Annotated in this window: 20 protein-coding genes; 8 read left to right on the plus strand and 12 right to left on the minus strand. The window is 71.6% G+C overall.

All coding sequences use genetic code 11. From position 1 onward, the window contains the following. Positions 1 to 202 precede the first annotated feature (202 nt). Positions 203 to 1,693: an oligopeptide:H+ symporter gene (locus ACFW9O_RS14340; protein ID WP_351171954.1), complete on the plus strand. Its 1,491-nt coding sequence runs from the start codon at positions 203 to 205 to the stop codon at positions 1,691 to 1,693. A 242-nt stretch (positions 1,694 to 1,935) separates the two neighbouring features. Here ACFW9O_RS14340 and ACFW9O_RS14345 read toward each other — a convergent pair whose 3' ends face one another. Continuing rightward, positions 1,936 to 2,427 carry an ATP-binding protein gene (locus ACFW9O_RS14345; RefSeq protein WP_384609025.1) on the minus strand — a complete coding sequence of 164 codons (492 nt, stop codon included), beginning with the start codon at positions 2,425 to 2,427 and terminating at the stop codon, positions 1,936 to 1,938. Positions 2,428 to 2,622: 195 nt separating this feature from the next. Continuing rightward, on the minus strand, positions 2,623 to 2,991 hold the full coding sequence (locus ACFW9O_RS14350) for an STAS domain-containing protein (protein WP_351171948.1): 369 nt from the start codon (positions 2,989 to 2,991) through the stop codon (positions 2,623 to 2,625). A 291-nt stretch (positions 2,992 to 3,282) separates the two neighbouring features. Here ACFW9O_RS14350 and ACFW9O_RS14355 point away from each other — a divergent pair, with 291 nt between their 5' ends. The 3 genes from ACFW9O_RS14355 to ACFW9O_RS14365 all read left to right on the plus strand — a co-directional run bounded on the left by ACFW9O_RS14355 (position 3,283) and on the right by ACFW9O_RS14365 (position 7,725). Further along, positions 3,283 to 4,242: an RNA polymerase sigma factor SigF gene (locus ACFW9O_RS14355; RefSeq protein WP_384609029.1), complete on the plus strand. Its 960-nt coding sequence runs from the start codon at positions 3,283 to 3,285 to the stop codon at positions 4,240 to 4,242. A 182-nt stretch (positions 4,243 to 4,424) separates the two neighbouring features. After that, positions 4,425 to 5,573 (plus strand): DegT/DnrJ/EryC1/StrS family aminotransferase, encoded by a 1,149-nt coding sequence (locus ACFW9O_RS14360; protein WP_384609613.1) that lies wholly within the window; start codon positions 4,425 to 4,427, stop codon positions 5,571 to 5,573. Continuing rightward, positions 5,566 to 7,725, plus strand: coding sequence for a lipopolysaccharide biosynthesis protein (locus ACFW9O_RS14365; protein WP_384609032.1), 2,160 nt, complete (start codon positions 5,566 to 5,568; stop codon positions 7,723 to 7,725). The genes ACFW9O_RS14360 and ACFW9O_RS14365 overlap by 8 nt, the downstream gene beginning before the upstream one ends. On the opposite strand, the gene ACFW9O_RS14370 is transcribed toward ACFW9O_RS14365, so the two are convergent. From ACFW9O_RS14370 to hutU, 10 genes are all read right to left on the minus strand, one after another. Next, positions 7,700 to 8,851, minus strand: a complete 1,152-nt coding sequence (locus ACFW9O_RS14370; protein WP_384609035.1) for a glycoside hydrolase family 26 protein — start codon at positions 8,849 to 8,851, stop codon at positions 7,700 to 7,702. The genes ACFW9O_RS14365 and ACFW9O_RS14370 overlap by 26 nt on opposite strands. Continuing rightward, on the minus strand, positions 8,848 to 9,270 hold the full coding sequence (locus ACFW9O_RS14375) for a hypothetical protein (RefSeq protein WP_384609037.1): 423 nt from the start codon (positions 9,268 to 9,270) through the stop codon (positions 8,848 to 8,850). The genes ACFW9O_RS14370 and ACFW9O_RS14375 overlap by 4 nt, the downstream gene beginning before the upstream one ends. A gap of 18 nt (positions 9,271 to 9,288) precedes the next feature. Beyond that, positions 9,289 to 11,193 carry a hypothetical protein gene (locus ACFW9O_RS14380; protein WP_384609040.1) on the minus strand — a complete coding sequence of 635 codons (1,905 nt, stop codon included), beginning with the start codon at positions 11,191 to 11,193 and terminating at the stop codon, positions 9,289 to 9,291. A gap of 167 nt (positions 11,194 to 11,360) precedes the next feature. Continuing rightward, positions 11,361 to 12,182, minus strand: a complete 822-nt coding sequence (locus tag ACFW9O_RS14385) for a polysaccharide deacetylase family protein (protein ID WP_384609042.1) — start codon at positions 12,180 to 12,182, stop codon at positions 11,361 to 11,363. Next, positions 12,179 to 13,456 (minus strand): glycosyltransferase, encoded by a 1,278-nt coding sequence (locus tag ACFW9O_RS14390; RefSeq protein ID WP_384609615.1) that lies wholly within the window; start codon positions 13,454 to 13,456, stop codon positions 12,179 to 12,181. The genes ACFW9O_RS14385 and ACFW9O_RS14390 overlap by 4 nt, the downstream gene beginning before the upstream one ends. Positions 13,457 to 13,620: 164 nt before the next feature. Then, positions 13,621 to 14,772, minus strand: coding sequence for a GNAT family N-acetyltransferase (locus ACFW9O_RS14395; protein WP_384609044.1), 1,152 nt, complete (start codon positions 14,770 to 14,772; stop codon positions 13,621 to 13,623). Positions 14,773 to 14,898: 126 nt separating this feature from the next. Next, positions 14,899 to 16,071: an imidazolonepropionase gene (hutI, locus tag ACFW9O_RS14400; protein WP_384609047.1), complete on the minus strand. Its 1,173-nt coding sequence runs from the start codon at positions 16,069 to 16,071 to the stop codon at positions 14,899 to 14,901. 29 nt (positions 16,072 to 16,100) lie between these two features. Beyond that, a complete protein-coding gene (locus tag ACFW9O_RS14405; protein WP_384609050.1) occupies positions 16,101 to 17,468 on the minus strand; it encodes a formimidoylglutamate deiminase in 1,368 nt (455 codons plus the stop codon). Further along, positions 17,459 to 18,673 carry an allantoate amidohydrolase gene (locus ACFW9O_RS14410; protein WP_384609618.1) on the minus strand — a complete coding sequence of 405 codons (1,215 nt, stop codon included), beginning with the start codon at positions 18,671 to 18,673 and terminating at the stop codon, positions 17,459 to 17,461. Before ACFW9O_RS14410 ends, ACFW9O_RS14405 begins: the two co-directional genes overlap by 10 nt. 17 nt (positions 18,674 to 18,690) lie before the next feature. Beyond that, positions 18,691 to 20,355 carry a urocanate hydratase gene (gene hutU / locus ACFW9O_RS14415; protein WP_384609052.1) on the minus strand — a complete coding sequence of 555 codons (1,665 nt, stop codon included), beginning with the start codon at positions 20,353 to 20,355 and terminating at the stop codon, positions 18,691 to 18,693. Positions 20,356 to 20,658: 303 nt separating this feature from the next. Here hutU and ACFW9O_RS14420 point away from each other — a divergent pair, with 303 nt between their 5' ends. Genes ACFW9O_RS14420 through ACFW9O_RS14435 form a run of 4 tightly spaced genes read left to right on the plus strand, consistent with a single transcriptional unit; the run spans position 20,659 to position 22,791 of the window. Further along, positions 20,659 to 21,060 carry a hypothetical protein gene (locus ACFW9O_RS14420; RefSeq protein ID WP_351171914.1) on the plus strand — a complete coding sequence of 134 codons (402 nt, stop codon included), beginning with the start codon at positions 20,659 to 20,661 and terminating at the stop codon, positions 21,058 to 21,060. Next, a complete protein-coding gene (locus tag ACFW9O_RS14425) occupies positions 21,057 to 21,863 on the plus strand; it encodes a transcriptional regulator (protein ID WP_384609055.1) in 807 nt (268 codons plus the stop codon). Before ACFW9O_RS14420 ends, ACFW9O_RS14425 begins: the two co-directional genes overlap by 4 nt. Positions 21,864 to 21,901: 38 nt before the next feature. Beyond that, a complete protein-coding gene (locus ACFW9O_RS14430; protein ID WP_351171908.1) occupies positions 21,902 to 22,366 on the plus strand; it encodes a roadblock/LC7 domain-containing protein in 465 nt (154 codons plus the stop codon). 50 nt (positions 22,367 to 22,416) lie between these two features. Further along, complete coding sequence (locus tag ACFW9O_RS14435; RefSeq protein WP_351171905.1) at positions 22,417 to 22,791, plus strand: hypothetical protein; 375 nt, start codon at positions 22,417 to 22,419, stop codon at positions 22,789 to 22,791. The last annotated feature ends 116 nt before the right edge of the window (positions 22,792 to 22,907 follow it).

Genomic DNA, 22,907 nt, shown 5'->3' on the forward strand with positions numbered 1-22,907 from the left:
GCCCGGAGTGCGAATACGCGCACCGGGTGTGGATCCCGGTGCGGTCGGTCCCCCGATTCCGCCCCGACTCCCTGTGGAGCCGGCGGCCGGATCGAATCCCCCTGAGGCGTCGGGGGTGGGGCGAGGCCGTACCGGTGCCGGCTACCCCCCACCGGGCGCGTCACTCTCGCGAGGCGCGCGTCCCGACCAGCAAGGATCGACCATGGCGTCCAGCCTGACGAAGGACTCGGCCAGTACTTCTGGTTCGGAGAAGACCTTCTTCGGCCACCCCCGCGGCCTGGCCACTCTCTTCATGACCGAGATGTGGGAGCGCTTCAGCTATTACGGCATGCGCGCCCTCCTCCCGCTCTACCTGATCGCTCCCAACGGGCTCGACATGGACCCGGGTACGGCCACCGCGATCTACTCGGTCTACCTGTCGTTGGTGTACCTGCTCGCCATGCCCGGCGGCTGGTTCGGCGACCGGGTCTGGGGCCCGCGCAAGACCGTCGCCATCGCCGGCGGCACGATCATGCTCGGCCACCTGACCCTGGCACTGCCCTCCGAGGGCACGTTCTTCGCCGGTCTCGGCCTGGTGGCGATCGGCTCCGGCCTGCTGAAGTCCAACATCTCGACGATGGTCGGCCACCTCTACGACGGCCCGGACGACCCGCGCCGCGACGGTGGCTTCACCATCTTCTACATGGGCATCAACCTGGGTGCCTTCGCGGCACCGCTCGTCATCGGCACCATCGGCGAGAGCGTCAACTGGCACCTGGGCTTCGCCATCGCGGCGCTCGGCATGGGTCTGGGTGTCGCCCAGTTCCTGCTCGGCACGCGCCACCTGAACGAGCGCAGCCTGACCGTCCCGAAGCCGCTGAACGCGGTCGAGCGCGCCTCGACCCTGCGCAAGGCCATGATCTGGATGGGCGTCGCTGCCGTCTTCTACATCGGCACGGTCGTCACCGGCGTCTACACGCTGAACTGGCTGCTGGTCCCGATCACGATCGCGGGTCTCGTCATTCCGGTGCTGGTCCTGACGCGCATCAAGCGCGACAAGGAGCTCAGCGACACCGAGCAGAAGAAGATGTCCGGCTACATCTGGTTCTTCGTGGCCGCCGCCATCTTCTGGATGATCTACGACCAGGGCGGTTCGACCCTGGCGATCTTCGCCGACTCCTCGGCCGAGAACTCGGTCCTCGGCTGGAACTTCCCGGTCTCCTGGTACCAGTCGGTCAACCCGGTCCTGATCATGGCGCTGGCCCCGGTCTTCGCCGCCTTCTGGATGGCGCTGAACCGGCGGGGCAAGGAGCCCAGCACGATCGTGAAGTTCAGCTCCGGCCTGGTGCTGGTCGGCGCTTCGTTCTTCCTGTTCCTGCTGCCCCTGACCATCGCGGGTGACGGTCACAAGGCCGCGGCGATGTGGCTGGTCGCGATCTACTTCGTGCAGACCGTCGCCGAGCTGACGCTCTCCCCGGTCGGCCTCTCGGTCACCACGAAGATGGCTCCGGCCAAGTACGCCAGCCAGATGATGGGTGTCTGGTTCCTGGCGGTCACCGCCGGCGACTGCACCACCGGCCTGCTGTCCATCGCGGGTGTCGAGCTCAACGGCACCGGGGTGGTGGCGCTCCAGGCCGCCCTCGCGGTGGCCGCGGGTATCGCGATCTTCATGTACCGCGGCAAGGTCAAGACGCTCATGGGCGACGTCCGCTGACACGGACTCCCCCATGGCCGAGGGCCGTCGCACCGATCCGGTGCGGCGGCCCTCCGTCGTACCGCCCGGAAGCAGGGACGCGCCCGCAGGATTCGAGGTCGCGCCCGGCCGGGAAACGGCGGCGGCAACCGCCGGAAACGGTGCCGGTACCCGCCGGGAACCGGTGTCGGGTACCCGGCGGGAAACGACAAAGAGCGCGCCCGGCGGGCGCGCTCCTCTTCGGCGGGGCGGAGGGAAAGGGGCTATGCGGGCGCCGCCAGCTCCGCCCACACCGTCTTGCCCGGTTCGTCCGGCGTACGCATGACGCCCCAGTCCAGACAGAGCCGCTGGACGATGAACATGCCGTGTCCGCCGGGCCGCCCCGCTCGGTGCGGGGTGCGCGGCGACGGCTGTCCCGCGCCCCGGTCGACGACCTCCACCCGCAGCACTTTGGAGGAGCAGGCGATACGGAGCTCCTCAGGACCGTCCGCGTGCAGGCAGGCGTTCGTGACGAGCTCGGAGACGACGAGCAGGACGTCCTCGGCGGCGGCACGGCGATCGGCGCCGGACGCCGGGAGCCAGCCCCAGTCGTGCAGGGCCTGCCGGGCGAAGTCCCGGGCCATCGGCACAATGCCACTGGCCTGCCTCAGCGAGAGGGTCCGCCACTGCCGGTCCGCGGGTACGGCAGAGGCATCGCCCTCGCCGTCCGGCTCGCGACCGAGGCCGCCCGGCGGATGCTGCCGGGTGGTGCTCATCAGCGCTTCACCTCACCGATTCACCGTGTTGCCATCGAACAGATACTGATCAGATACAGAGTGTGCCGGGTCCGTGACCCCATCGGGGTGTCTCCTGCCCTGCCGAATCGTGACAACACCCACTTCGGCTGTGCCAACAGCGTGACGGGAGTGACACCCGGGGCCCACGGGGCTGCAAAAGCGCATAAAACCCGGTCAGGCGCCCAGAGCCTCTTCGAGTGAGGCGTGGACGGTGAAGACCGCCTCGGCCCCCGTGATCTCGAAGACGCGAGCGACCACGGGCAGCATGCCGGCCAGGTGGACCCCGCCCCCGGCCGCTTCGGCCTTCAGGCGGGCACCGAGCAGCACGTTGAGTCCTGTGGAGTCACAGAACTCGAGCCTCGAGCAGTCGACCACCAGGCGCGTACGCCCTTGTTCGACCGCGCTCTCCAGAGGTTCACGCAGCAGATCTGCGGTGTGGTGATCGAGCTCACCCACCGGCGTCACAACCTCGCTGCGGCCGTCCGTCCGGACGTCGACCTGAAGCCGACCCCGGTTCGCACTGCCGACCGTCCCGCGGTCCATGCCGTCCCTCTTCGCCGTCCGTCACTGTCCGCGTCACCAGGAGCGCGGTTGTCTGCGCGGCTGCCGCCGACGTGCGTAAAACATTACGCGTTTCCCTCGCCACACGGTAGTCGAAGACCTCAACAAACCGGACATAAAGGCGTATTTGGCGCTTGTAACTCGTGGTGGGAACCGGGTAAGGGTAGGAGGGACAGCAAAACCCGGAATCCGATCGGCTTTGGAGGCGCCGCTTCACCGCAGGAACACGTATGGGCATCGGCAGCCATATGCCGAGAACGATGGAGGAGAACCATGTCACCCCGGCTCGACGTATCGCGTACCCACAACGCCACGTCGACATGTCCTCAGGGACCGACCGATTCCGACTCCCCCGCCGCGACCGCCGTACCCGGCCCGCGCGCAAGCAGCACCTCCCCCCACGACGACAACGACCTTCTGAGCGAGGGCCACGGGGAACTCCCCGAGATCCCGCCCTTCGCCGAAGTCGGCGCCCTGGACGCCAGAGCGCTGTCGAAGACACTCTTCGCACGGCTCGAATCCCTCGAAGAGGGAACCCACGAGTACGCGTACGTCCGCAACACCCTCGTCGAACTCAACCTCGCACTGGTCAAGTTCGCGGCTTCCCGGTTCCGCTCGCGCAGCGAACCCATGGAGGACATCGTCCAGGTCGGCACCATCGGCCTGATCAAGGCGATCGACCGCTTCGAACTCAGCCGCGGCGTCGAGTTCCCGACCTTCGCGATGCCCACCATCGTCGGTGAGATCAAGCGCTTCTTCCGTGACACCAGCTGGTCCGTGCGCGTACCGCGCCGCCTGCAGGAACTGCGCCTCGACCTCGCCAAGGCGGGCGACGAACTGTCCCAGAAGCTGGACCGCGCGCCCACCGTGGCGGAGCTGGCCGAACGCCTCGGCATCACCGGCGACGAGGTCGTCGAGGGCATGGCCGCGAGCAACGCGTACACCGCGAGCTCGCTGGACGCCAAGCCCGAGGACGACGACAACGAGGGCGCGCTCGCGGACCGCATCGGCTACGAGGACCACGGGCTCGAAGGCATCGAGTACGTCGAGTCCCTGAAGCCGCTCATCGCTTCGCTCCCGACGCGCGACCGCACGATCCTCTCGCTGCGGTTCGTCGCCAACATGACGCAGTCGGAGATCGGCGAGGAGCTCGGCATCTCGCAGATGCACGTGTCCCGGCTGCTCTCACGGACTCTGGTCAAGCTCAGGAAGGGCCTGACCCTGGAGGAATGATCCGGTGGTCCACGGACCCCCGGCATGTCATCGCGGAAGGACCTGTCCCGGCAACGGGCAGGTCCTTCCGCATTGTTGACGAAGTGCCACGGACTGGGCCACATTGGACACTTGGGTTCTGGGGGGAACACATGGCTGATGGGGAGAGCGGTCCGGCGGCCCACGCCGCGGCCGAAGCGGCGATGCGCGCCCGGATCGGCCGCGAATGCCTCTACGTACCGTCGTGCAGGCTGGGCCTCTACGTGGCGCTCCGCCACTGGTGCGAGCCCGGCGGCAGGGTCCTGATGTCTCCCGTCAACGACGACGTCATCCTCTTCGTCGTCCTCGCCGCGGGCCTGCGCCCCGTCCAGGCTCCGCTGTCCGCCGCGGACGGTTCCATCGACGTGGACGCCGTGCCCGACTCCGTGTGGAACGGACTCTCGGCGGTCCTCACCACCAATCTGTACGGAAACCCCGACCCCGCCCCGGCACTGCGCGCGCGCTGCGACCGGCTCGGCATCCCGCTGATCGAGGACGCCGCGCACGCCATCGGCAGCGAGACGGACGGAAAGCCGGTAGGCACCTTCGGTGACGCCGCCGTCTTCAGTCTGTCCAAGCACGTCGGCGCCAAGGCGGGGGGCTTCCTCGCCGTCGCCGACCCGGGGCTGCGCGCCCCGCTGGAGCAGGCCCGCGACGCGCTCCTCGATCCTGCCGCGCTCACCGCGGAACTCGCCTACGCGGTACGGCCGTACGCGGAGGCGGCGGTACGCGGGCTGCGGCTCGCCCCCGCGGCCTGGTGGGCTCTGCGGCTCCTCGGGCTCCAGGAGCGCGAGGAGATCCGGATGCCGCTGCGGCCCGCCGAGCTCGAACAGGCCCTCGGCACCGCTCCCTCCCTGACCGGCTTCCACTCCTGGGTCCGGGTCGACATGCACGACTACCGGGTCGCCCCGGGCCGGTTACGGCTGCGGCGCATCGAACGCCTCCTCTCCGGGCTCGACGAGAAGCTCACCGCACACCTGGCCGGCACGGAACGCCTCCTCGGCACCCGCTGGGCGGCGCCGCACCCTGCGGGCACCCCCGTACAGCCGCTGTTCCGGGTGCCGTTGCTGGTGGCCGACCGGGACGCGGCCGTCGCCGCCCTCGCCCGGCACCGGATCACCGTCGGCTACCTCTACGACCCGCCGCTCGACACCTACGCCGGGGCGTCGTTCACCGACCCGTCCGTCCACCCCGCCAACGCCGCCCGGTTCGCCCGGCACGCCCTGCCCGTCGACCCCCTGCGCGCCGGCCGGGTCATCGATGTCCTCACCGCGGCAGGCATCGCGCCCGCGAGAGAGCTGCCCGGTGGCTGACACCACCAGAGTCGGCCCGCCGCCGGCCGGAGGCGCCGAGGCGGCGGACCCGCCCGTACCGGCGGAACAGGACGGCGCGAGCGGCGACTCGATGTTCCGCAACGCCTACGCCCTGATGCTCTCCACCGGGGTCTCCGCCGCCCTCGGCCTCGGCTTCTGGCTGGTCGCCGCCCGCTACTACACCGAGGAGGCGGTCGGCCAGGGATCCGCCGCCATCGCCGCGATGCGGCTCCTCGCCTCGGTCACCGCGACGACGATGATCGGGGCCGTGGTGCGGTACGTGCCCCGGGCCGGACGCGCCACCGCGTCCCTGGTCGCCCGCACCTATCTGGCCAGCTCCGTCGTCGTCACCCTGGCCTGCGTGGTCTTCCTGCTCACCCTGGACCTGTGGGGGGACTCGTACGCCCCGCTGGGCACGCTCTCGGCCGGGCTCGTGTTCACCGGGTCGTGTGTCGCCTGGGCGATCCTCACGCTCCAGGACGGGGTGCTGACCGGGCTGCGCAAGGCCTTCTGGGTGCCCGTCGGCAATGCCGTGTTCTCCGTCGGCAAGCTGCTGATGCTCGCCGCCTTCGCCACCGCCCTGCCCGTACTCGGCGTGTTCGTCTCCTGGGCCGCGGCCATCGCCCTGTCCGTACTGCCGCTCGGCTGGCTGATCTTTCGCAGACTGATCCCGCACCAGGCCGGAGCCGACCGGGACCGCGAGCCGCCCCGGCTCGGCGAGATCGGCAGGTTCCTGGCCGGGGACTCGGTCGGCGCCCTCTTCAGCCTCGCCATGATCAATCTGCTGCCCGTGATGGTCGCGGTCCGCTTCGACGCCGCGCACAACGGCTTCTTCTACATCGCGTACACCGTCGGCGGCACCATGGAGTTCATGGCCATCAACATGGCCTCCTCGCTCACCGCCCACGCCTCCCACAGCCCCGGCCATCTGGCCGAGGGCGTACGCGGGGCGCTGCGCCGGATGGCGCTGCTGCTGGTTCCCGTCGTCCTCGTGCTGGTCGTGTTCGCCCCGCAGATCCTCGCCCCGTTCGGCCACGACTACGCCGACCACGGCACGCTCGTCCTGCGGCTGCTGGCCGCCGCCGCACTGCCCCGGGTCCTGGTCGAGCTGTACATCGGCGTGCTGCGGGTACAGGGCCGTACCGGTGCGCTGGCCGTCCTCCAGGGCGCCATGTGCGCGGCGGTGCTGGGCAGTGCGGCCCTGCTGCTGGGTCCGCTGGGGATCGCGGGGGCGGGCTGGGCGATGCTCCTGAGCATGACGGCGGTGGCGGCGGCCTCCGCCCTGGGGCTGCGCGCCGCGCTGACGGGACGGCCCGTCCTCGGGCTCGGGAGGCGGCCGAGGGCGGCGAAGGACGAGGAATTCGGCACAAGTTGGGCCCGCACGGCGCATCGGCGCACCCGGGAACGGCGGGCCGAGGAGTACGGCGCGGACTGGACCGCGGACACGGTGTATCTGCGCGGCGCCCACGACGCGGTGACGCCCGCCTTCGGTATCCCCGTCCTCGTGCGCGACGGCTCGCCGTCGGCCACGGACCGGACGGACGGCGAGTCCTGGCTGACCGGCGCGCTGTGGCTGCTGCTGGGGCTCGCCGCCGGGCTGTTCTGGGTGCCTCTGACGCGGGTCGCGCAGACCGGCCACCACCGGCTGACCGGCACCGAGCTGATCCATGCGCTGCCTCCGGTCACCGTGACCGCGGGGGTGCTCATGATCGTCGTCTGCAGCGGGGCGGTCGCGCTCCAGCGTTTCCGGCCGGCGCTGATCGGGTCGGCGCTGCTGGTGACCGTGGCGGCCCTGCACTCCGCACCGCCGCTCCTCGGTGTCCGGCCACCGGCCGCCTCGCAGGAACCGCACGGGACGCTCGCCCGCTTCCTGGCCGAGGTCGCCGGACTGGACTCACCGGCCGCCGTGCTCATGGGGCTGCCGCTCGCGTTGCAGGTGCTCTGCCTGGGGCTCGCGGCCGTGCTGCTGCGGTCCGCGGGCGTGCCCCGGCGGGCCGTCGCCGCTCTGGTGTGGGCGCTCGCGGTGGCCGGATGGGCGGCCCAGGACGCCTTCGCCGCTGCCGGACTGCCCGTGTTCTGCGGGCTGTTCGCGGCAACGGCGGTGGCCCGCACCGTCCGCGGCAGGATCAGCGGCCGGGGACCGGCTGCTTGAAGTAGTCGTCCTGGCCGGCCGTGCGGTAACCCTCCAGCCCCGGGCCGTCGTTGACGGTGAGGTCGCAGCCCTCGCCCGGCACCGCACGGTTCCAGTGCACCAGGGCCCTGGCCCCCTTCATCGTCCGTACGACCTCGGGAATCTCCTCGTACCACTCGCGTTGGCGGTCCGCGTCGGCCGGATCCGGGACGGTGGCGAACTCGGCGAGCATGACCGGTTTCTCCGCGCTGATGTGCGTACGGAGCCAGTCGTACGTCGGCCGCTGGCTGCGGTCGAAGTCCTTCCAGTCCGTGGTGTCGTGGCAGGTGAAGTAGTTGTACTGGTCCATGCCGATCCAGTCGACGTAGTCGTCCCCCGGATAGAGCTGTTCGAAGAGCTTCCCCGACTGCAGGAAGCCGGAGACCGTCCACACCCACACCACGTTGTCCACACCCAGCTCCTCGAACCGGTCGTGGAGGTGGCGGTAGGCGGCGACGTACTCCGCCGGAGTGCCCGCGTCGCCGACCCGGGCGTCGACCTCCTGGTCGAAGGAGAAGAACACCCGCTTCCCGTACGCCTTGATGCGACGGGCCTGGGGGTCGATGATCTCGCGGTCGTACGCCCCCGAGGCGACCTTCGCCCAGCCGAGCTGGTCCTCGGTGTAGTTCGCGTGGTGGGGCTCGCGCCACACCGTGGACTCCCAGGCCAGCATCAGCATCCGGTCCCGGCCGAGGATCTGCTCGTCGGGGGTGAGGAGCTGTCCGTCGAGGTCGGTGTTCGACATGTCGTGGTACGTGTACAGGAGGTCGAGCTTCCGGCCGATCTTCTTCTCGAACGCGTACACCGCGTCCTTGAGCGACCCGTTCTCCGCGTACGGAACGTAGGCGCCCCACCAGGCTCCGCACGGCGGTACGAGAGTGGCGGACGGGGCGCACGTTCCACCGGTCACCTCACCGGTGGCGGCATCGGCGGGCAGGTCGTTCGCGGACGGTACGGGAGGGTCGTCGTCACCGGGCGAGGGCGTACCGAACCAGGCGACGAGGCCGGTCAGCAGCGCAGCCACGGAGACCAGGGCGAGCGCCACATAGGTTCGGGGCCTGCGCAGCCGCGACAGCGAGACCGGCGCCGGCACCGGGCGTCCGGTCATCGGCGCCTCACGGGTTTGGCCCGGCCCCTCTCCGCGGCGCCGCGGGTGGCGGCGGGCAGCGGAAGACCGGGGCACGCGGCCGCGACCGTGGTGAACGCGGCGAGCGACACCAGGAACGCGGTCGCCGAGAACGCCTCGGCCAGGAACAGCGACGTGGCCGTGAGGACGGCGAGCGAGAGGCCGAAGGGCGCGGCCAGCGCCAGCGCTTCGAGGCGGGCCCCCGGACGGAGCATCCCCGGCTGCGGGTACAGCAGGGCGGAACCCGGCCCGACACAGACGAAGAGGAGCACCGGTATCCAGCGCAGGGGCGAGCCTCCCGGCAGTGCGGTCGCGGCGAGCGCCACCCATCCGGAGAGCGCCACAGCGGCTCTGATCAGGGTCTGTGGCCTCGGTGCTGTCGGTTGCCGGTTCTCGGACACGGTGGCGGCCTTCCTCGTCTAGGGCCCGGTGTACTGCAGGACGACGCCGTGCTCGGTGCGCTCGACCACACGGAAGAGCGGCGACGCGGTGAGGTCCCTGGTCAGCCGGGCGAAGCCGCCGGGCGGCAGCAGCCCCTCACCGGCGGTGTAGATGTCCTGGGTGTGCGTGAGGACGACGAAGGCGTCGGCGCCGGGCGGCATCCGGGTCGAGAGGTAGCCGGCGGGGTCCTTGAGCATCGCCACGTTCTCGGGGAGTTCCTGCTCGGCGAAGAACCAGTGCTCCAGGTGGTCGTAGCGGTGCAGTGCCCGCGGGAAGGAGCCGGTGGTGGCCAGGATCAGGGCCCCGTCGGGGGCCCGGTCGATGGCGCGGGTGACGAGCGCCGTCTCGTCGGGCGGTGTGTAGTTCATCCGCTCCTTGCCGTAGTACGACGGCATGAAGCCCACCAGCAGGGCGACCAGCGACAGGGGCAGCGCGACCGCGCAGATCCTCCGTACGGCCGGTCTCACCCGGTGCACCCCGCTGCCCCCGGCCGCGGGCACGAGCGCCGCGGCTGCGAAGAACGCGGCGCCGGGCAGCGCGAACAGGTAGACCCGGAAGAGCATTTCGCCGCCGTAGTCGTTGACGACGAAGAGCGGAACGGGGGCGAGGGAGGTCAGCAGCAGCGGCAGCGCGCTGTGCACCAGGCGGCGGCGCAGCAGCAGGGCCGTCCCCGCCAGGGCGGCCACGGTCAGCACCATCAGGATGTTGGCCCGCCCGGCCAGTTCCGGCCCGGCCCCGGTGAGCTGACCCGCGTACCCGGCACGGGAGTTCTGGGTCAGCTCGCCCAGCGAGTCGCGCAGGGTGCCCAGCGTCTCGGTGAACAGGGGGCGGCCCATCGTGAGGTCCCAGGCCAGCATGAGCAGACCGGCCACGACGAGCAGCCCGGGGTTGCGGTAGCGGCGGGTGAGGTTGAGGGCGAGCAGGGTGACGCAGAGCATCACCGGGGTCAGCTGGTGCACCGCGTTGACGGCGGCGATCACCGGCACCAGGACCACCACGCAGATCGCGCGCTGCCGGGTGCCGGTGGGCGGCGGGACGACGGCGGCGGCCGGGTCGAGGTAGGCGCGGGAGCGCAGCCTTCCGGCGGAGCCGGGACGCACGAAGTGCCGTACGACGACGGCGAACACGGCGAGGTGGAGCAGGAAGGCGAGCCCCTGGGGGGCGAGGTAGTCCTGGCCCACCCAGTTGGCGAGCTGGAAGATCCAGACGGCCGTCCAGATCAGCCGCCAGTCCTCGCTGAAGGTGCGGTAGATCAGGATCAGGACCGGCATCATCAGCAGACCGAGGACGATGGGTGCCCAGTTGAGGTAGGTGGCGGCGCTGTCGACGCCGAAGGCGCGGACGAGCCCGCCGTTCAGGGTGAAGAATCCCGGCCACTGGTCGTAGGCCGACATGTTGCCGGACAGGCCCTCGTTCGGGCGCAGTTCCCCGTTGGCCAGCAGATGGTTGATGACGGCGTCGTGCTTGGACGCCCAGGGGTAGCGCTCGGAGTCGTACAGCACGGCGGGGACGCCCTTGAGGGCCATCAGCAGACCGGCGCAGTAGAGGCCGGGCCACCAGGGCGCCGTACCCGCGCGGCGCAGGCTGACCAGGAAGCCCGCGGTCAGGGCGAGCAGGGAGAGGTAGTAGGTGACCGGCAGCCGGTCCAGCAGGCCGTACTCGCCCATCGAGCGGAATCCGATGTGCGGCAGGGCCTGGATCCACAGTCCGGCTGCCAGGAGCAACGGCAGCCAGGTGAGCAGCGGCTGAGGTCTCAGCGCGCCCGGGACTCCGCTGCGGGACGGTTCACGGGACGGAGTGCCGGACGGCCCGGACAGGGGCTGCGCGGAGCCGCTGCTCCCCGCGGTGTCCCCTGCGACCGGCGCAGGAACAGGCTGCTGCACAGTGCGACTCCCCCCACGGAAGTGGTCACGGCCGTCACGCCGCTGTCCCCTTAAGCGAAGTATAGGAATGTGCTTCGCCTTTGTACGGCTCTCGATCGATCCGGCGCCCCGTCACCCGGCTCGCCCCACGCCGCTCGCCCCACCTCGCTCGCCCCACGCCGTTCGCCTCACCCCGCGAACACCGGCCCCCGTACCGCCGCCCGGGCCCGCCGGTACCACCGCCAGCCGACGGTGGGCAGCGAGTCGGGGAACGGCGCCACCGGAGCGCCACCGCCGGCCATCCACTCCTCGATGTCCCGCACCGTGTGCCCCCGCCGGAGGATCAGCCGTGCGATCCGGTACGGCTCGTCCCGCGCGGAGCTCAGCGCGTGCCGGACGGCCACGGCACTCTCGTACCCGGCGGCACGGGCGGCGCGGCGCACAGCCGCGCTGTTGTACCCGTGCGGATAGGCGAGATGGGTCACCTCATGGCCCAGCACGTCCTCCAACGCCTTCTTGGAGTCGGTGAGCTCGCACTTCAGAGCCGCACCGGTCAGCGTGTCCAGCTGGGAGTGGGTGACCGTGTGCCCGCCCACCTCCATGCCGTACTGCTCGAGCAGCGGCGCCTGTTCCAGGCTCATCATCGGGCCGGGCGGCAGCAGACTGCGGCCGCCGGGCGCCAGCGCGCCGGTGGTGAGGTACGCGGTGGCGGGCATCGAACGCCCGGCGAGCGCCTCGGCGGTGGGTCCGGGCAGATCCGCGAAACCGTCGTCGAAGGTGAGGACGACGGGGCGGTCCGGCAGCGGGCCGCGCCCCGCGAGGTGGTCGACGAGTGCGCTGATCGGGACGGCGGTGCGCCCGCCGGCGGCGATCGCGTCCAGCTGGGCCGCGAACGCGCGCGGCCCGACCGTGAACTCGGCGATCCACTGCGGGGGGTCGTCCATCACCGCGTGGTAGAGCAGCACGGGTATCCGGGACGCCCCGGAGCTGCCGGATCTGTGAGCGCTCATCTCCCCTCCCAGGGACGTGGTTCGCCGCGGACGGACAGCCGGGCGCGTACGTATCCGACCGGGCCGTACAGCAGGCCCCGCCGCTCCAGCCGGGACAGATGCCGGGGCCACGGGTAGGTGTACGTGCCGTGCTCGCCGGGAACGCCCCGTCGGCCGGCCGCGTCCGTGGCGCGCGAGGCCGTCATCGCGCGGGCGTGGGCGAGACCGCGCGGGAGCCGGGCGAGCAGGGCGGGCAGCAGCGCGGGCTTCCTGACCAGGAGTGCCGTGAGGCAGGCGGTGAGCCCGGCCCCGTACCCGTACGCCTGTCCGCACAGGTCCTCCCAGCGCTCCCGGTGGTGGTGCCAGACGATCGCGTCGGGTGTGTAGAGCAGGGGGTGGCCCCCGGCGAGGATCCTTACGAAGGCGTAGAGGTCGTCGCCGCCCCTGGCGGGGGTTCCGGTGCCGGTGGCGGGGTCGAAGCCGCCGACGGCCCGCAACGGTCCGGCGCGGAAGGCCATGTTGGCGCCGGACCCGAACCGTCCGGCCGTGAACGGGAAGAGCGGTTCGTCGGCCGGCGGGTGCGCGGGGTCGTAGCGGCGCCCGGCGAATCCCTTGGCGAAGCCGCCGTGGCTCTCCAGCAGGGTCTGCGCGGGGGTGTTCAGCCGCGCGGGCAGGATCAGGCCGGTCACACAGCCGAGCCGCGGGTCCGCGGCGAAGGGCAGGGTGAGGGCGGTGAGCCAGTGCGGATCGGCGATCACGTCGTCGTCGGTGAACGCGAGGACGTCCGCATCGGCGGCGGCGATCCCCCGGTTGTGGGCGGCGGCCAGACCGGGCACGGGTTCCAGGACGTGACGGACCCCTCGGTGCGCGTACCCGGCCGCGACGAGATCGCGGGTGGCGGTCGTGGCGGGCGCGTTGTCGACGACGACGATCTCGAAGTCCGGGTGGTCCTGGGCCAGCAGTGAGTCGAGCGCGCGGGCGAGCTGCTCCGGGCGCTCCCGGGTCGCGACGACGACGGTGGCCCGGGGAGCGTCGGCCCGCCGGGACGCGGGGAGCGGCTCCGGCAGGTCGATCTCGTCGACCGCCTGTCCGGCGAGTACGGAAGCCGGGTCGTCGCCCGCCCGGATCCGGCCGACGACCGTGCCGATGGGGCGCCCGCGCAGCCGCACGAGCGCGAAGACCCGCTGCTCCTCGCCCTCGTGCGGGCCGTCCTTGAACGGCGGGCCACCGGGGGCGGGGGCGATCTCCGCGCCCGTACCGTCCGGTGCTCCGAGCTCCAGCTCGGCCACGGCCACACCGGCGAGGTGACTGATGTCAGGTAACTGCGGTGCTGATCCGAATCGTTGTGTCCTGTACGGCATCCGGTCCCATCCCCACGTCTTCGTGACGCCATGGCCGCCCGTTGTGAACTGCGCGTGCTGCAGCCGCCGCGCCGGTTGCTGTGACGCCGCAACGGCCGTTACGGCTGTTCCGGCGGCTCCTTCGCCCGCTTCGGCTGCTCCTTCGGCTGCTTCGGCTGCTTCGTGTTGCGCAGCCGGCCCGCCCGTTCGAGTCCGCGCTGGGCCAGGCCCGCGAGCCGGGGCCTCTTGCGCACGAAGCTGTGCGCCCTGCGCGAGGGTTCACGGCCGAGCCACTGGAGCGCGGCGCCCGCACCCGGCCTGACCGAGGCACCCTCGTGGACCGTCAGCTCCCCGGTCTTCAGGGCGTCCTTGTACTCGGCCGCCCCGCGCCCCATGTCGAGCATCCCGATGCCGTCGTCCGCGGCTGCCCGCGCCATCCGCAGATGGAGGATCAGCCCGGGAGAGAACTTCGCGAACTCGGGGTCGTACGCCGGGAACCAGCACGAGAGCACGGTCCGCGAGCGCAGCCCGAAGTGGGCGGCCACGGGCTTGTCCCCCGCGTACAGGACCGAGAGCAGACCCGCGCACCCGGGAGCCCGGGTGTGGAACAGGAACTCCACCAGGTCGCGGATCCACTTCTTCGCGAAGCGGTCGCGGCGGCCGGTCCTGCGGTACTGGGCTGACTTCCACTCCATCAGGGTCCGCAGCACCGCCGGATCCCGCTCGTCCAGGACGAACCGCACCTCACCGGCCTGCCGGCCGAGCTTGCGCTCCTTCGCCAGGGTGGTCCTGAGGAACTTCGGCGACCGGGCCCGCAGTTCCGTCTCGTAGCTCTCGTAGCCGTCACCGACATCGATGACGTACGAGGGGTACGAGCGGGCGGCGTCCTCCTCGAAGAGTTCCTGGCCCGCTTCGAGGTTGTCGAACTCCCATGCGGAGATACCGCAGGCCCGCAGCAGCGTCCTGGCGTCCAGGGGGAGCCCCGGGCGCAGCACCGCGCCCTGGAGGTCGGAGACCCCGAAGCCGATCGCCCTGCCGTGACCGCCGAACCGCCCCCGCTCGAAGGGGAAGTAGCCGGCCGTCACCTGCTCCTCGTCGCTGATCACGGCCACCCGTGCGCGCGGCCGGACGCGGCCGACGGCAAGGGTGAATTCCGGTTCCATGAACGGATGGGCCGGAGCTCCGGACTTCGCCCGCAGCTCCCGCCAGGTCTCGATGTCCCCCACGCCCAGATCCCCGGGCCTGACCACACGTATGCGCCGACTGCTCACCAGACCCCCGGTCTACCCCCTGAGCCACGCTGCCCAGAACGGTACCGGGCACGGTCACTCCGCGGTAGGCACCCACGACATCTTGTGACCGACCGGTGAAAATCGGCTGCTTCCGCTTATCGGCCGTTACGCGACCGGTTCGCCGCGCCGCCACACCTTGCTGACCAGCGGAACTCCCGGCCGGTAGGCGAGGTGGACGTGGCTCGGGGCATCCAGGAGCACGAGGTCGGCGCGGGCGCCGGGTGTGATGCGGCCGATGTCGCCGCGGCGCAGCGCGGCGGCGCCGCCCGCGGTGGCGGACCAGAGCGCCTCGTCGGGGGTCATGCCCATGTCCCGTACGGCGAGGGCGATACAGAACGGCATGGAGGAGGTGAAGGACGAGCCCGGATTGCAGTCGGTGGAGAGCGCGACGGTGGCGCCGGCGCCGAGGAGGCGACGGGCGTCGGGCCAGGTCGCCCGGGTGGAGAACTCGGCACCGGGGAGCAGCGTGGCCACGGTGTCGCCCTGGCCGAGCGCGTCGAGGTCGGCGTCGGTGAGGTGGGTGCAGTGGTCGGCCGACGCCGCGTCGAGCTCGACGGCGAGCTGGACGCCGGGGCCGTGGCCGAGCTGGTTGGCGTGGACGCGGGGGTGCAGGCCCCTGGCCTTGCCCGCGATGAGGACGGCGCGCGCCTGGTCCCCGTCGAAGGCACCCTTCTCGCAGAAGACGTCGATCCAGCGGGCGTACGGAGCGCAGGCGTCCAGCATCGGCCCGGTGACCAGGTCCACGTATCCGGCGGGGTCGTCCGCGTACTCGGGCCCCACGATGTGCGCGCCGAGGAAGGTGACTTCGTCCGTGTGGCGGGAGGCGACGCGCAGGGCGCGGGCCTCGTCCTCGACGGTGAGGCCGTAGCCGGACTTGGTCTCGAAGGTGGTGGTTCCCTGGCGCAGCGCCTCGGCGAGATAGCGCGCGACGTTGGCCGAGAGCTCGTCGTCGGAGGCGGCGCGGGTGGCGGAGACGGTCGTGCGGATGCCGCCGGCGGAGTAGGGCCGGCCGGACATGCGGGCGTTGAACTCGTGGGTGCGGTCGCCCGCGAACACCAGGTGGGAATGGGAGTCCACGAAGCCGGGGATCATGGCCCGGCCGCCCGCGTCGACGGCGTTGTCGGTGGCGGGTGCTTTGCCGGCTTCACCGGTCCAGACGATGCGGTCGCCCTCGATGACGACGGCCGCGTCCTGGATCAGGCCCAGGGGGGTCCCGTCTCCGAGGGAGGGGTCGTTGGTGACCAGGCTGGCGATGTTGGTGACGGCGGTCGTCGTCATCTGGGGGGTGCTCTCCTCGTGTTCGGGGATCAGCCGTGCAGGGCGGCGACGGCGGAGGCGAGTGCTGCGGGGACGTCCTGCACCCGCGTGTGGTGACCGTCCCGTACGACATGCCGGCCTGCCACGACCGTGTGCCGCACATCGGCGGCGGAGGCGGCGAATACGGCTGCTTCGGCTGCCAGCCGGGGCGCCGGCCCCGCTGTCCTGACGGAGTCCAGTGCGACGGTGGCGAAGTCGGCCGGCGCACCCGGTTCCAGCGTGCCGGCGTCGGGGCGGCCGAGTGCCGCGTGCCCGTCGGCGGAAGCGGCTCTGAGCAGGGCCGCGGCCGTCCAGTGGCCACGTACATGGGTGCGCAGGCGCTCGTTGAGCTCCATCGCCCTGGCTTCCTCGAAGAGGTCGATCACCGCGTGGCTGTCGCTGCCCAGCGAGAGCGGGGAGCCCGCCCGCTGGAGGGCTGCTGCGGGCCCGATGCCGTCGGCGAGGTCGCGTTCGGTGGTGGGACACATGCAGGTACCGGTCGTGGAGCCGCCCAGCAGGGTGATGTCCTCGGCGGTGAGGTGCGTGTTGTGGATGCCGGTGGTGCGCGGGCCGAGGACCCCGTGGTCGGCGAGGAGCCGGGTGGGGGTGCGGCCGTGGGCGGCGAGACAGGCGTCGTTCTCGGCAGTCTGCTCGGAGAGGTGGACGTGGAGGGGCGCTTCCCGCTCCTCGGCCCATTTCGCGACGGTGGCCAGCTGCCCGGCCGGGACGGCGCGCACGGAGTGGATGGCGGCGCCGATCAGCGTCCGGTCGTCGCCCTTGAGCAGGGAGGCGCGCTCGGCCCAGGCGTCGGCGGTGGTGTCGCTGAAGCGGAGCTGGTGCTGGTTGGGCTTCTCGCCGAATCCGGCGGCGAGGTAGGCGGTGTCGAGCAGGGTGATGCGGATGCCCGCCTCGGCCGCCGCCGCGATGAGGGCCTCACCCATCGCGTTCGGATTGTCGTAGGGCGTGCCGCCTGGCGCGTGGTGCAGGTAGTGGAACTCACCGACGGCGGTGATGCCGGCCAGGGCCATCTCGGCGTACGTGGCACGGGCCAGGTCGTAGTAGGTGTCGGGGGTGAGTCGGGAGGCAGTCCGGTACATCAGTTCGCGCCAGGTCCAGAAGGTGCCGGACCCGACCTGGACGGTGGAGCGCAGGGCCCGGTGGAAGGCGTGCGAGTGGGTGTTGGCCAGACCCGGGAGGGTCAGGCCGCGCAGCGCGGTGGCGCCGGGCGGAGGTGTGTCGATGCCCGTACGGACACCGGCGATGCGCCCTGCGGCGACGTCCAGGGCGACGCCCGGCTCGACGTGGGTGCCGAGCCAGGCGTGGGACAGCCAGTAGGTGGCGGTGACCGGTGTGCCCGTGGGTTGCGTAGTCAGCTGCACGCGAGGCCTTCCAGTACGTCGGCGAGAGCGATCACCCCGGCCACGCAGTCGTCCTCGGCGGCGTGTTCGGCCGGCGAGTGCGAGATCCCGGTGGGGTTGCGTACGAACAGCATGGCGGTGGGCACCGAAGCGGACAAAATACCCGCATCATGGCCCGCTCCCGTGCCGAGGACGGGGACGGTGCGTCCCGTGTCGTCCGGGCCGTGCTTCCCCAGCACCCGGCAGATCTCGTCGCGCAGGGCGTGCTGGAACTCCACGACGGGCGTGAACGACTCGCGTACGACGTCGAGGTCGATCCCGGCCCGCCCGGCGTGCTCCCGGGCGGCCCGCTCGATACCGCCGACGACGGCGTCGAGGGTGGCCTGGTCGGCGGCCCGTGAGTCGAGCCAGCCGCGGACGAGGGAGGGGATCGCGTTGACCCCGTTCGGCTCGACAGCGATCTTGCCGAAGGTCGCGAGCCCTCCTGCGAGCTCGGCCTCGCGCCGGGCCGCCAGCACGGTCTCCGCGTACGTGAGCATCGGGTCGCGCCGGTCGACGAGCCGGGTGGTGCCCGCGTGGTTGGCCTCGCCCCGGAAGTCGAACCGCCACCGCCCGTGCGGCCAGATGGCGGAGGCGACACCGACCGCGTCCCCGCTCAGGTCGAGCGCCCGTCCCTGCTCCACGTGGAGCTCCACGAACGCGCCGATACGGGCGAGCCGTTCGGGATCGGGCCCGATGGCGTCGGGGTCGTAGCCGGCGGCCTCCATGGCCTGCGGCAGCGTGACACCGTCCCCGTCGCGGAGCAGGTGCGCGTTCTCGACGGTCAGCTGTCCTGCGGCGAGCCGGGAGCCGACGCAGGCCAGCCCGAAGCGGGCCCCCTCCTCGTCACCGAAGTTGGTGATGGCGAAGGGCCTGGTGAACACCACTCTCCTGCGGCGGAGTTCGTCCAGGGCCGCGAAGGAGGACACCACCCCGAGCGGGCCGTCGAAGGCGCCGCCGTCGGGTACGGAGTCGAGATGGGACCCGGTGACCACGGCGTCCCCGGCCAGCGGGTCGCCGAGCCAGGCCCACTGGTTGCCGTTGCGGTCGACCTCGTAGTCGAGACCGCGCGCCTCGGCCTGCGCCTGGAACCACAGGCGGCACTCGGCGTCGGCGCCGGTCCAGGCGTAGCGGCGGTAGCCGCCGGAGGCGTCGCTGCGGCCGATGGGCCGCAGCGAGCGCCACATGGCGTGGAAGGTGTCGCTCACGCGGTGCCGCCCTCGCGCATCGGGATCCGTACGCCCTTCTCGTCCGCGACCGACTCCGCGATGTCGTAGCCCGCGTCCACGTGCCGGATGACGCCCATGCCCGGGTCGTTGGTGAGGACGCGGCGGATCTTCTCGCCGGCCAGCTTCGTGCCGTCGGCGACCGAGACCTGGCCCGCGTGGATGGAACGGCCCATGCCCACGCCGCCGCCGTGGTGGATGGAGACCCAGGAGGCACCGGAGGCGACGTTCACCATGGCGTTCAGGAGCGGCCAGTCCGCGATCGCGTCGGACCCGTCGAGCATGGCTTCCGTCTCGCGGTACGGGGACGCCACCGAGCCGCAGTCGAGGTGGTCGCGGCCGATCGCGAGCGGGGCGGCGAGGGTGCCGTTGCCGACCATGTCGTTGAACATGTCGCCCGCCTTGTCGCGCTCGCCCTGGCCGAGCCAGCAGATACGCGCGGGGAGGCCCTGGAAGTGGACGCGCTCGCCCGCCATCTTGATCCAGCGGTGCAGCGACTCGTTCTCCGGGAAGAGGTCCAGGAGCGCCTTGTCCGTCTTGTGGATGTCCGACGCCTCGCCGGAGAGCGCCGCCCAGCGGAACGGGCCCTTGCCCTCGCAGAAGAGCGGCCGGATGTAGGCGGGCACGAAGCCGGGGAAGTCGAACGCGCGCGCGTAACCGGCGAGCTTGGCCTCGCCCCGGATCGAGTTGCCGTAGTCGAAGACCTCGGCGCCCGCGTCCATGAAGCCGACCATGGCCTCGACGTGCCTGGCCATGGACTCGCGCGCGCGGGTGGTGAAGCCCGCCGGGTCCCTCACCGCGTACGAGGCCATGTCGTCGAAGTCGACGCCGACGGGGAGGTAGGCGAGCGGGTCGTGGGCCGAGGTCTGGTCGGTCACGATGTCGATGGGGGCACCCTCGGCAAGCATGCGCGGGAGGAGCTCCGCCGCGTTGCCGAGCAGTCCGATGGAGAGCGGACGACGGGCGTCGCGCGCCTCGACGGCCAGTTGGAGCGCGTGCTCCAGGGAGTCGGCCCTCACGTCCAGGTACTTGTGCTCGATGCGCCGCTCGATGGCGCGCGGGTCGACGTCGACACAGATGGCGACGCCGTCGTTCATGGTGACGGCGAGCGGCTGGGCGCCGCCCATGCCGCCGAGTCCGGCGGTCAGCGTGATCGTGCCCGCGAGGGTGCCGTCGAACTTCTTGGCTGCGACGGCGGCGAACGTCTCGTACGTGCCCTGGAGGATGCCCTGCGTCCCGATGTAGATCCAGGACCCGGCGGTCATCTGCCCGTACATGGTGAGCCCGAGGGCCTCCAGCCGGCGGAACTCCTCCCAGTTGGCCCAGTCGCCCACCAGGTTGGAGTTGGCGATCAGCACGCGCGGCGCCCACTCGTGGGTCTGCATGACGCCGACGGGCCGCCCGGACTGGACGAGCATCGTCTCGTCCTGCTTGAGCGTCCGCAGGGTGCGGACCATGGCGTCGTAGGACCGCCAGTCGCGGGCCGCCTTGCCCGTACCGCCGTAGACGACGAGCTTGTCCGGGTGCTCGGCCACCTCGGGGTCGAGGTTGTTCTGCAGCATGCGCAGGGCGGCTTCCTGCTGCCATCCCAGGGCACTCAGTTCCGTACCGCGCGGTGCCCGTACGGGGCGGGGTCCTGACATGGGGAATGCCTCCTCGGGACTGCGACCGTCCTGCCTGTGACTGTTCTATTCACATCCTGCGGGTCTGAATACTCCTAGTCAACAGGGAGCGCCCGCCCCGTCCGGTCCGACCGCCTGCCGGAGCGGAACCCCGCGTGCCACCACCGGCCGGGGAGGAAACCTTGCGCACCCACCGCCGTCCGGAGCCCCTTTACACGGCGAACCGCATGTACCTGTGGAAAATGCCAGAACTCCCACCTGCCGCAAGCACGTTGCGTAGCCTCTCCATTACAGCCGTACGCCACGTCGGGAGGGGAGTCCGCGTTGCCCGGAATCGACCAGTGCCTGCTCGAAGTCATGAGGCTGCCCGGTGCCCGGGGCGCCGCAGTGGTCGACTGGACGAGCGGTCTCGCCCTCGGCACCATCGGCGACTCGCCCGGCGGTGACCACGAGGCGACAGCCGCCGAGACGGCCGAGGTGGCGAGGATGGCCGCGGAGCAGCCGGTCTTCGCGCAGTCACGGCCACAGGACTTATCCACCCCGCCCGGACCGGCCGTCGAGGACGTCATCGTCACCACCCCGCCCGGTTACCACATCCTCCGTTTCGTCGAGACGGACTTCGACAGCAGCGTCTTCCTGCACCTCTGGCTGGACCGCGCGGAAGGCAACCTCGCCCTCGCCCGCATACGGCTCGGCGAGATCGCGGAGCGGCTGGTCCTGGCATGAGACCGACCGCCACCCGGCCGGAGACCGCCGAACAGGACGCCCCTTCGGTCCCCTCCCCCATGCTCCAGCGGCTCGCGGCCGAGCGCGCAACCGGCGCATTGATGCGCGACCGAGGCACCCTGTACCTCGCCGACGGCCAGATAGTCCACGCGGAGAGCCCCGCCACCCCCGGGATCGACGTCCTGCTCATCACCGGTGGCGCGCTGCGCACCGAGGGCTGGTGGGACGCGGTCGCCCAGGCGGGCGCCGGACAGCGGGTCGGCCGCTACCTCGTGGACAGCGGCCGGGTGCCCGGCGGCGCGCTGGAGCTGTGCCACCTGGGTGCGCTGTACGACGCGGCCTTCTTCGCCCTGGCCCCGACCCGCACGCCGGCCCGCTTCCGCTACGGGGTCTCCCACTGGATAGGCCCCGTCCACCCCGTACCCGTGGACGCCGTGCAGCGCGAGACGCTCCGGCGCCGGGAACTGCTGGACCGGATCTGGCCGGACGCGCTCACCGACAGTGCCCCGCTCACCCCCGCGGCGCACCCCGTCGACGCCCCGGTCCCACCACGGCAGCGCCGTGTCCTGGACCTGGTGGACGGTGCGCGTACGGCCACGGACATCGCCCAGGAACTGGGCCGCTCGGCCTTCCACATCCTGGTCGACCTGCGCCGGCTCGCGGCGGCCGGGCTGGTCGGCACTGCCCGCCGGGCATCGGACCCGTCCGCTCCCGCGGCAGGCCGGATCACGCTGCCCGAGGTCACGGCCGACCCCGACGTCGCCCTGCTGCGCCGGCTCAGAGACGCATTGGAGGCCCTGTGATTCGCGCGCTCAGACAGCGTGCCGGGAGGAGACAACTGATGGTGCCCGAGGCCGAAGTGCAGGATGTCCTCGACGAGCTCCAGCGGTTACGGGCCCGGGTCCCTCTCCTGTCCGGCGCGCTGGCGGCCAGTACCGACGGCCTGGTACTGGCCCAGGACACCCCCGGTATCGAGGCCGAGGGCGTCGCCGCGCTGACCGCAGCCGCACTCGGTGTGTCCATCCGGATGACCGACGCCACAGGCCGCGGCGGCTTCCGCGAACTCCTGGTCCGCGGCGAGACCGGCTACATCGCGACGTACGCGGCAGGGGCCTCCGCCGTCCTCACCCTGCTGGCCGAGGACCGCATCAACGTCGGCCGACTGCACCTCGAGGGGCGCCGCGCGGGCGCCCGTATCGGCGAGGTGGTCGATGCCGCGCTGGAGCGCGCCGACCGCCCCGCGCCCCCGGCACGCGCCCCGCAGGCCCGCACGCTCCCCCGCCGCCCCACACAAGACCCCAGCTGACACACACGAATCCGGCCCGCCCGGGCCGGCCAGGAAAGGAACGAGCACTCATGGCGAACACCGAAGCGTCACTGAAGGACGCGATGACGGCGATCGAGGGCACCCTCGGTGTCGCACTCGTCGACTACACCAGCGGCATGGCACTCGGCACCCTCGGCGGTGGCAAGGACTTCAACCTGGATGTCGCCGCAGCGGGCAACACCGATGTCGTACGCGCCAAACTTCGCACCATGGAACACCTGGGGATCAAGGAAGAGATCGAGGACATCCTGATCACCCTCAGCGGCCAGTACCACCTGATCCGCCTGCTCAAGACCCGTGGCAACAACGGTCTGTTCCTCTATCTGGTGCTGGACTCGGGCCGCGCCAACCTGGCGATGGCCCGCCACCAGCTGAAGAAGATCGAGGCCGAACTGGAGGTCTGACTCTCCGGACTCAGCGGCGGGGGGGGCGCGCCCCCCCCCCGCGCGGCGCCCCCCCCCCCCCCCCCGCGCGCGGGGTGCACCCCGCGGGGGTTTTAACAAAAAAAAACCACCACAAC

The organism is Streptomyces sp. NPDC059499 (assembly GCF_042749285.1).
GTDB lineage: Bacteria > Actinomycetota > Actinomycetes > Streptomycetales > Streptomycetaceae > Streptomyces.

Excerpts from the sequence above, each read along its gene's own strand:
- ACFW9O_RS14435 (WP_351171905.1), top strand. The coding sequence starts at position 22,417 with ATGGCGAACACCGAAGCGTCACTGAAGGACGCGATGACGGCGATCGAG.
- ACFW9O_RS14355 (WP_384609029.1), top strand. The coding sequence starts at position 3,283 with ATGTCACCCCGGCTCGACGTATCGCGTACCCACAACGCCACGTCGACA.
- ACFW9O_RS14370 (WP_384609035.1), bottom strand. The coding sequence starts at position 8,851 with ATGACCGGACGCCCGGTGCCGGCGCCGGTCTCGCTGTCGCGGCTGCGC.
- ACFW9O_RS14430 (WP_351171908.1), top strand. The coding sequence starts at position 21,902 with ATGGTGCCCGAGGCCGAAGTGCAGGATGTCCTCGACGAGCTCCAGCGG.
- ACFW9O_RS14410 (WP_384609618.1), bottom strand. The coding sequence starts at position 18,673 with ATGTGGCGCTCGCTGCGGCCCATCGGCCGCAGCGACGCCTCCGGCGGC.
- ACFW9O_RS14340 (WP_351171954.1), top strand. The coding sequence starts at position 203 with ATGGCGTCCAGCCTGACGAAGGACTCGGCCAGTACTTCTGGTTCGGAG.
- hutU (WP_384609052.1), bottom strand. The coding sequence starts at position 20,355 with ATGTCAGGACCCCGCCCCGTACGGGCACCGCGCGGTACGGAACTGAGT.
- ACFW9O_RS14360 (WP_384609613.1), top strand. The coding sequence starts at position 4,425 with ATGCGCGCCCGGATCGGCCGCGAATGCCTCTACGTACCGTCGTGCAGG.
- hutI (WP_384609047.1), bottom strand. The coding sequence starts at position 16,071 with ATGACGACGACCGCCGTCACCAACATCGCCAGCCTGGTCACCAACGAC.
- ACFW9O_RS14345 (WP_384609025.1), bottom strand. The coding sequence starts at position 2,427 with ATGAGCACCACCCGGCAGCATCCGCCGGGCGGCCTCGGTCGCGAGCCG.
- ACFW9O_RS14385 (WP_384609042.1), bottom strand. The coding sequence starts at position 12,182 with ATGAGCGCTCACAGATCCGGCAGCTCCGGGGCGTCCCGGATACCCGTG.
- ACFW9O_RS14425 (WP_384609055.1), top strand. The coding sequence starts at position 21,057 with ATGAGACCGACCGCCACCCGGCCGGAGACCGCCGAACAGGACGCCCCT.
- ACFW9O_RS14350 (WP_351171948.1), bottom strand. The coding sequence starts at position 2,991 with ATGGACCGCGGGACGGTCGGCAGTGCGAACCGGGGTCGGCTTCAGGTC.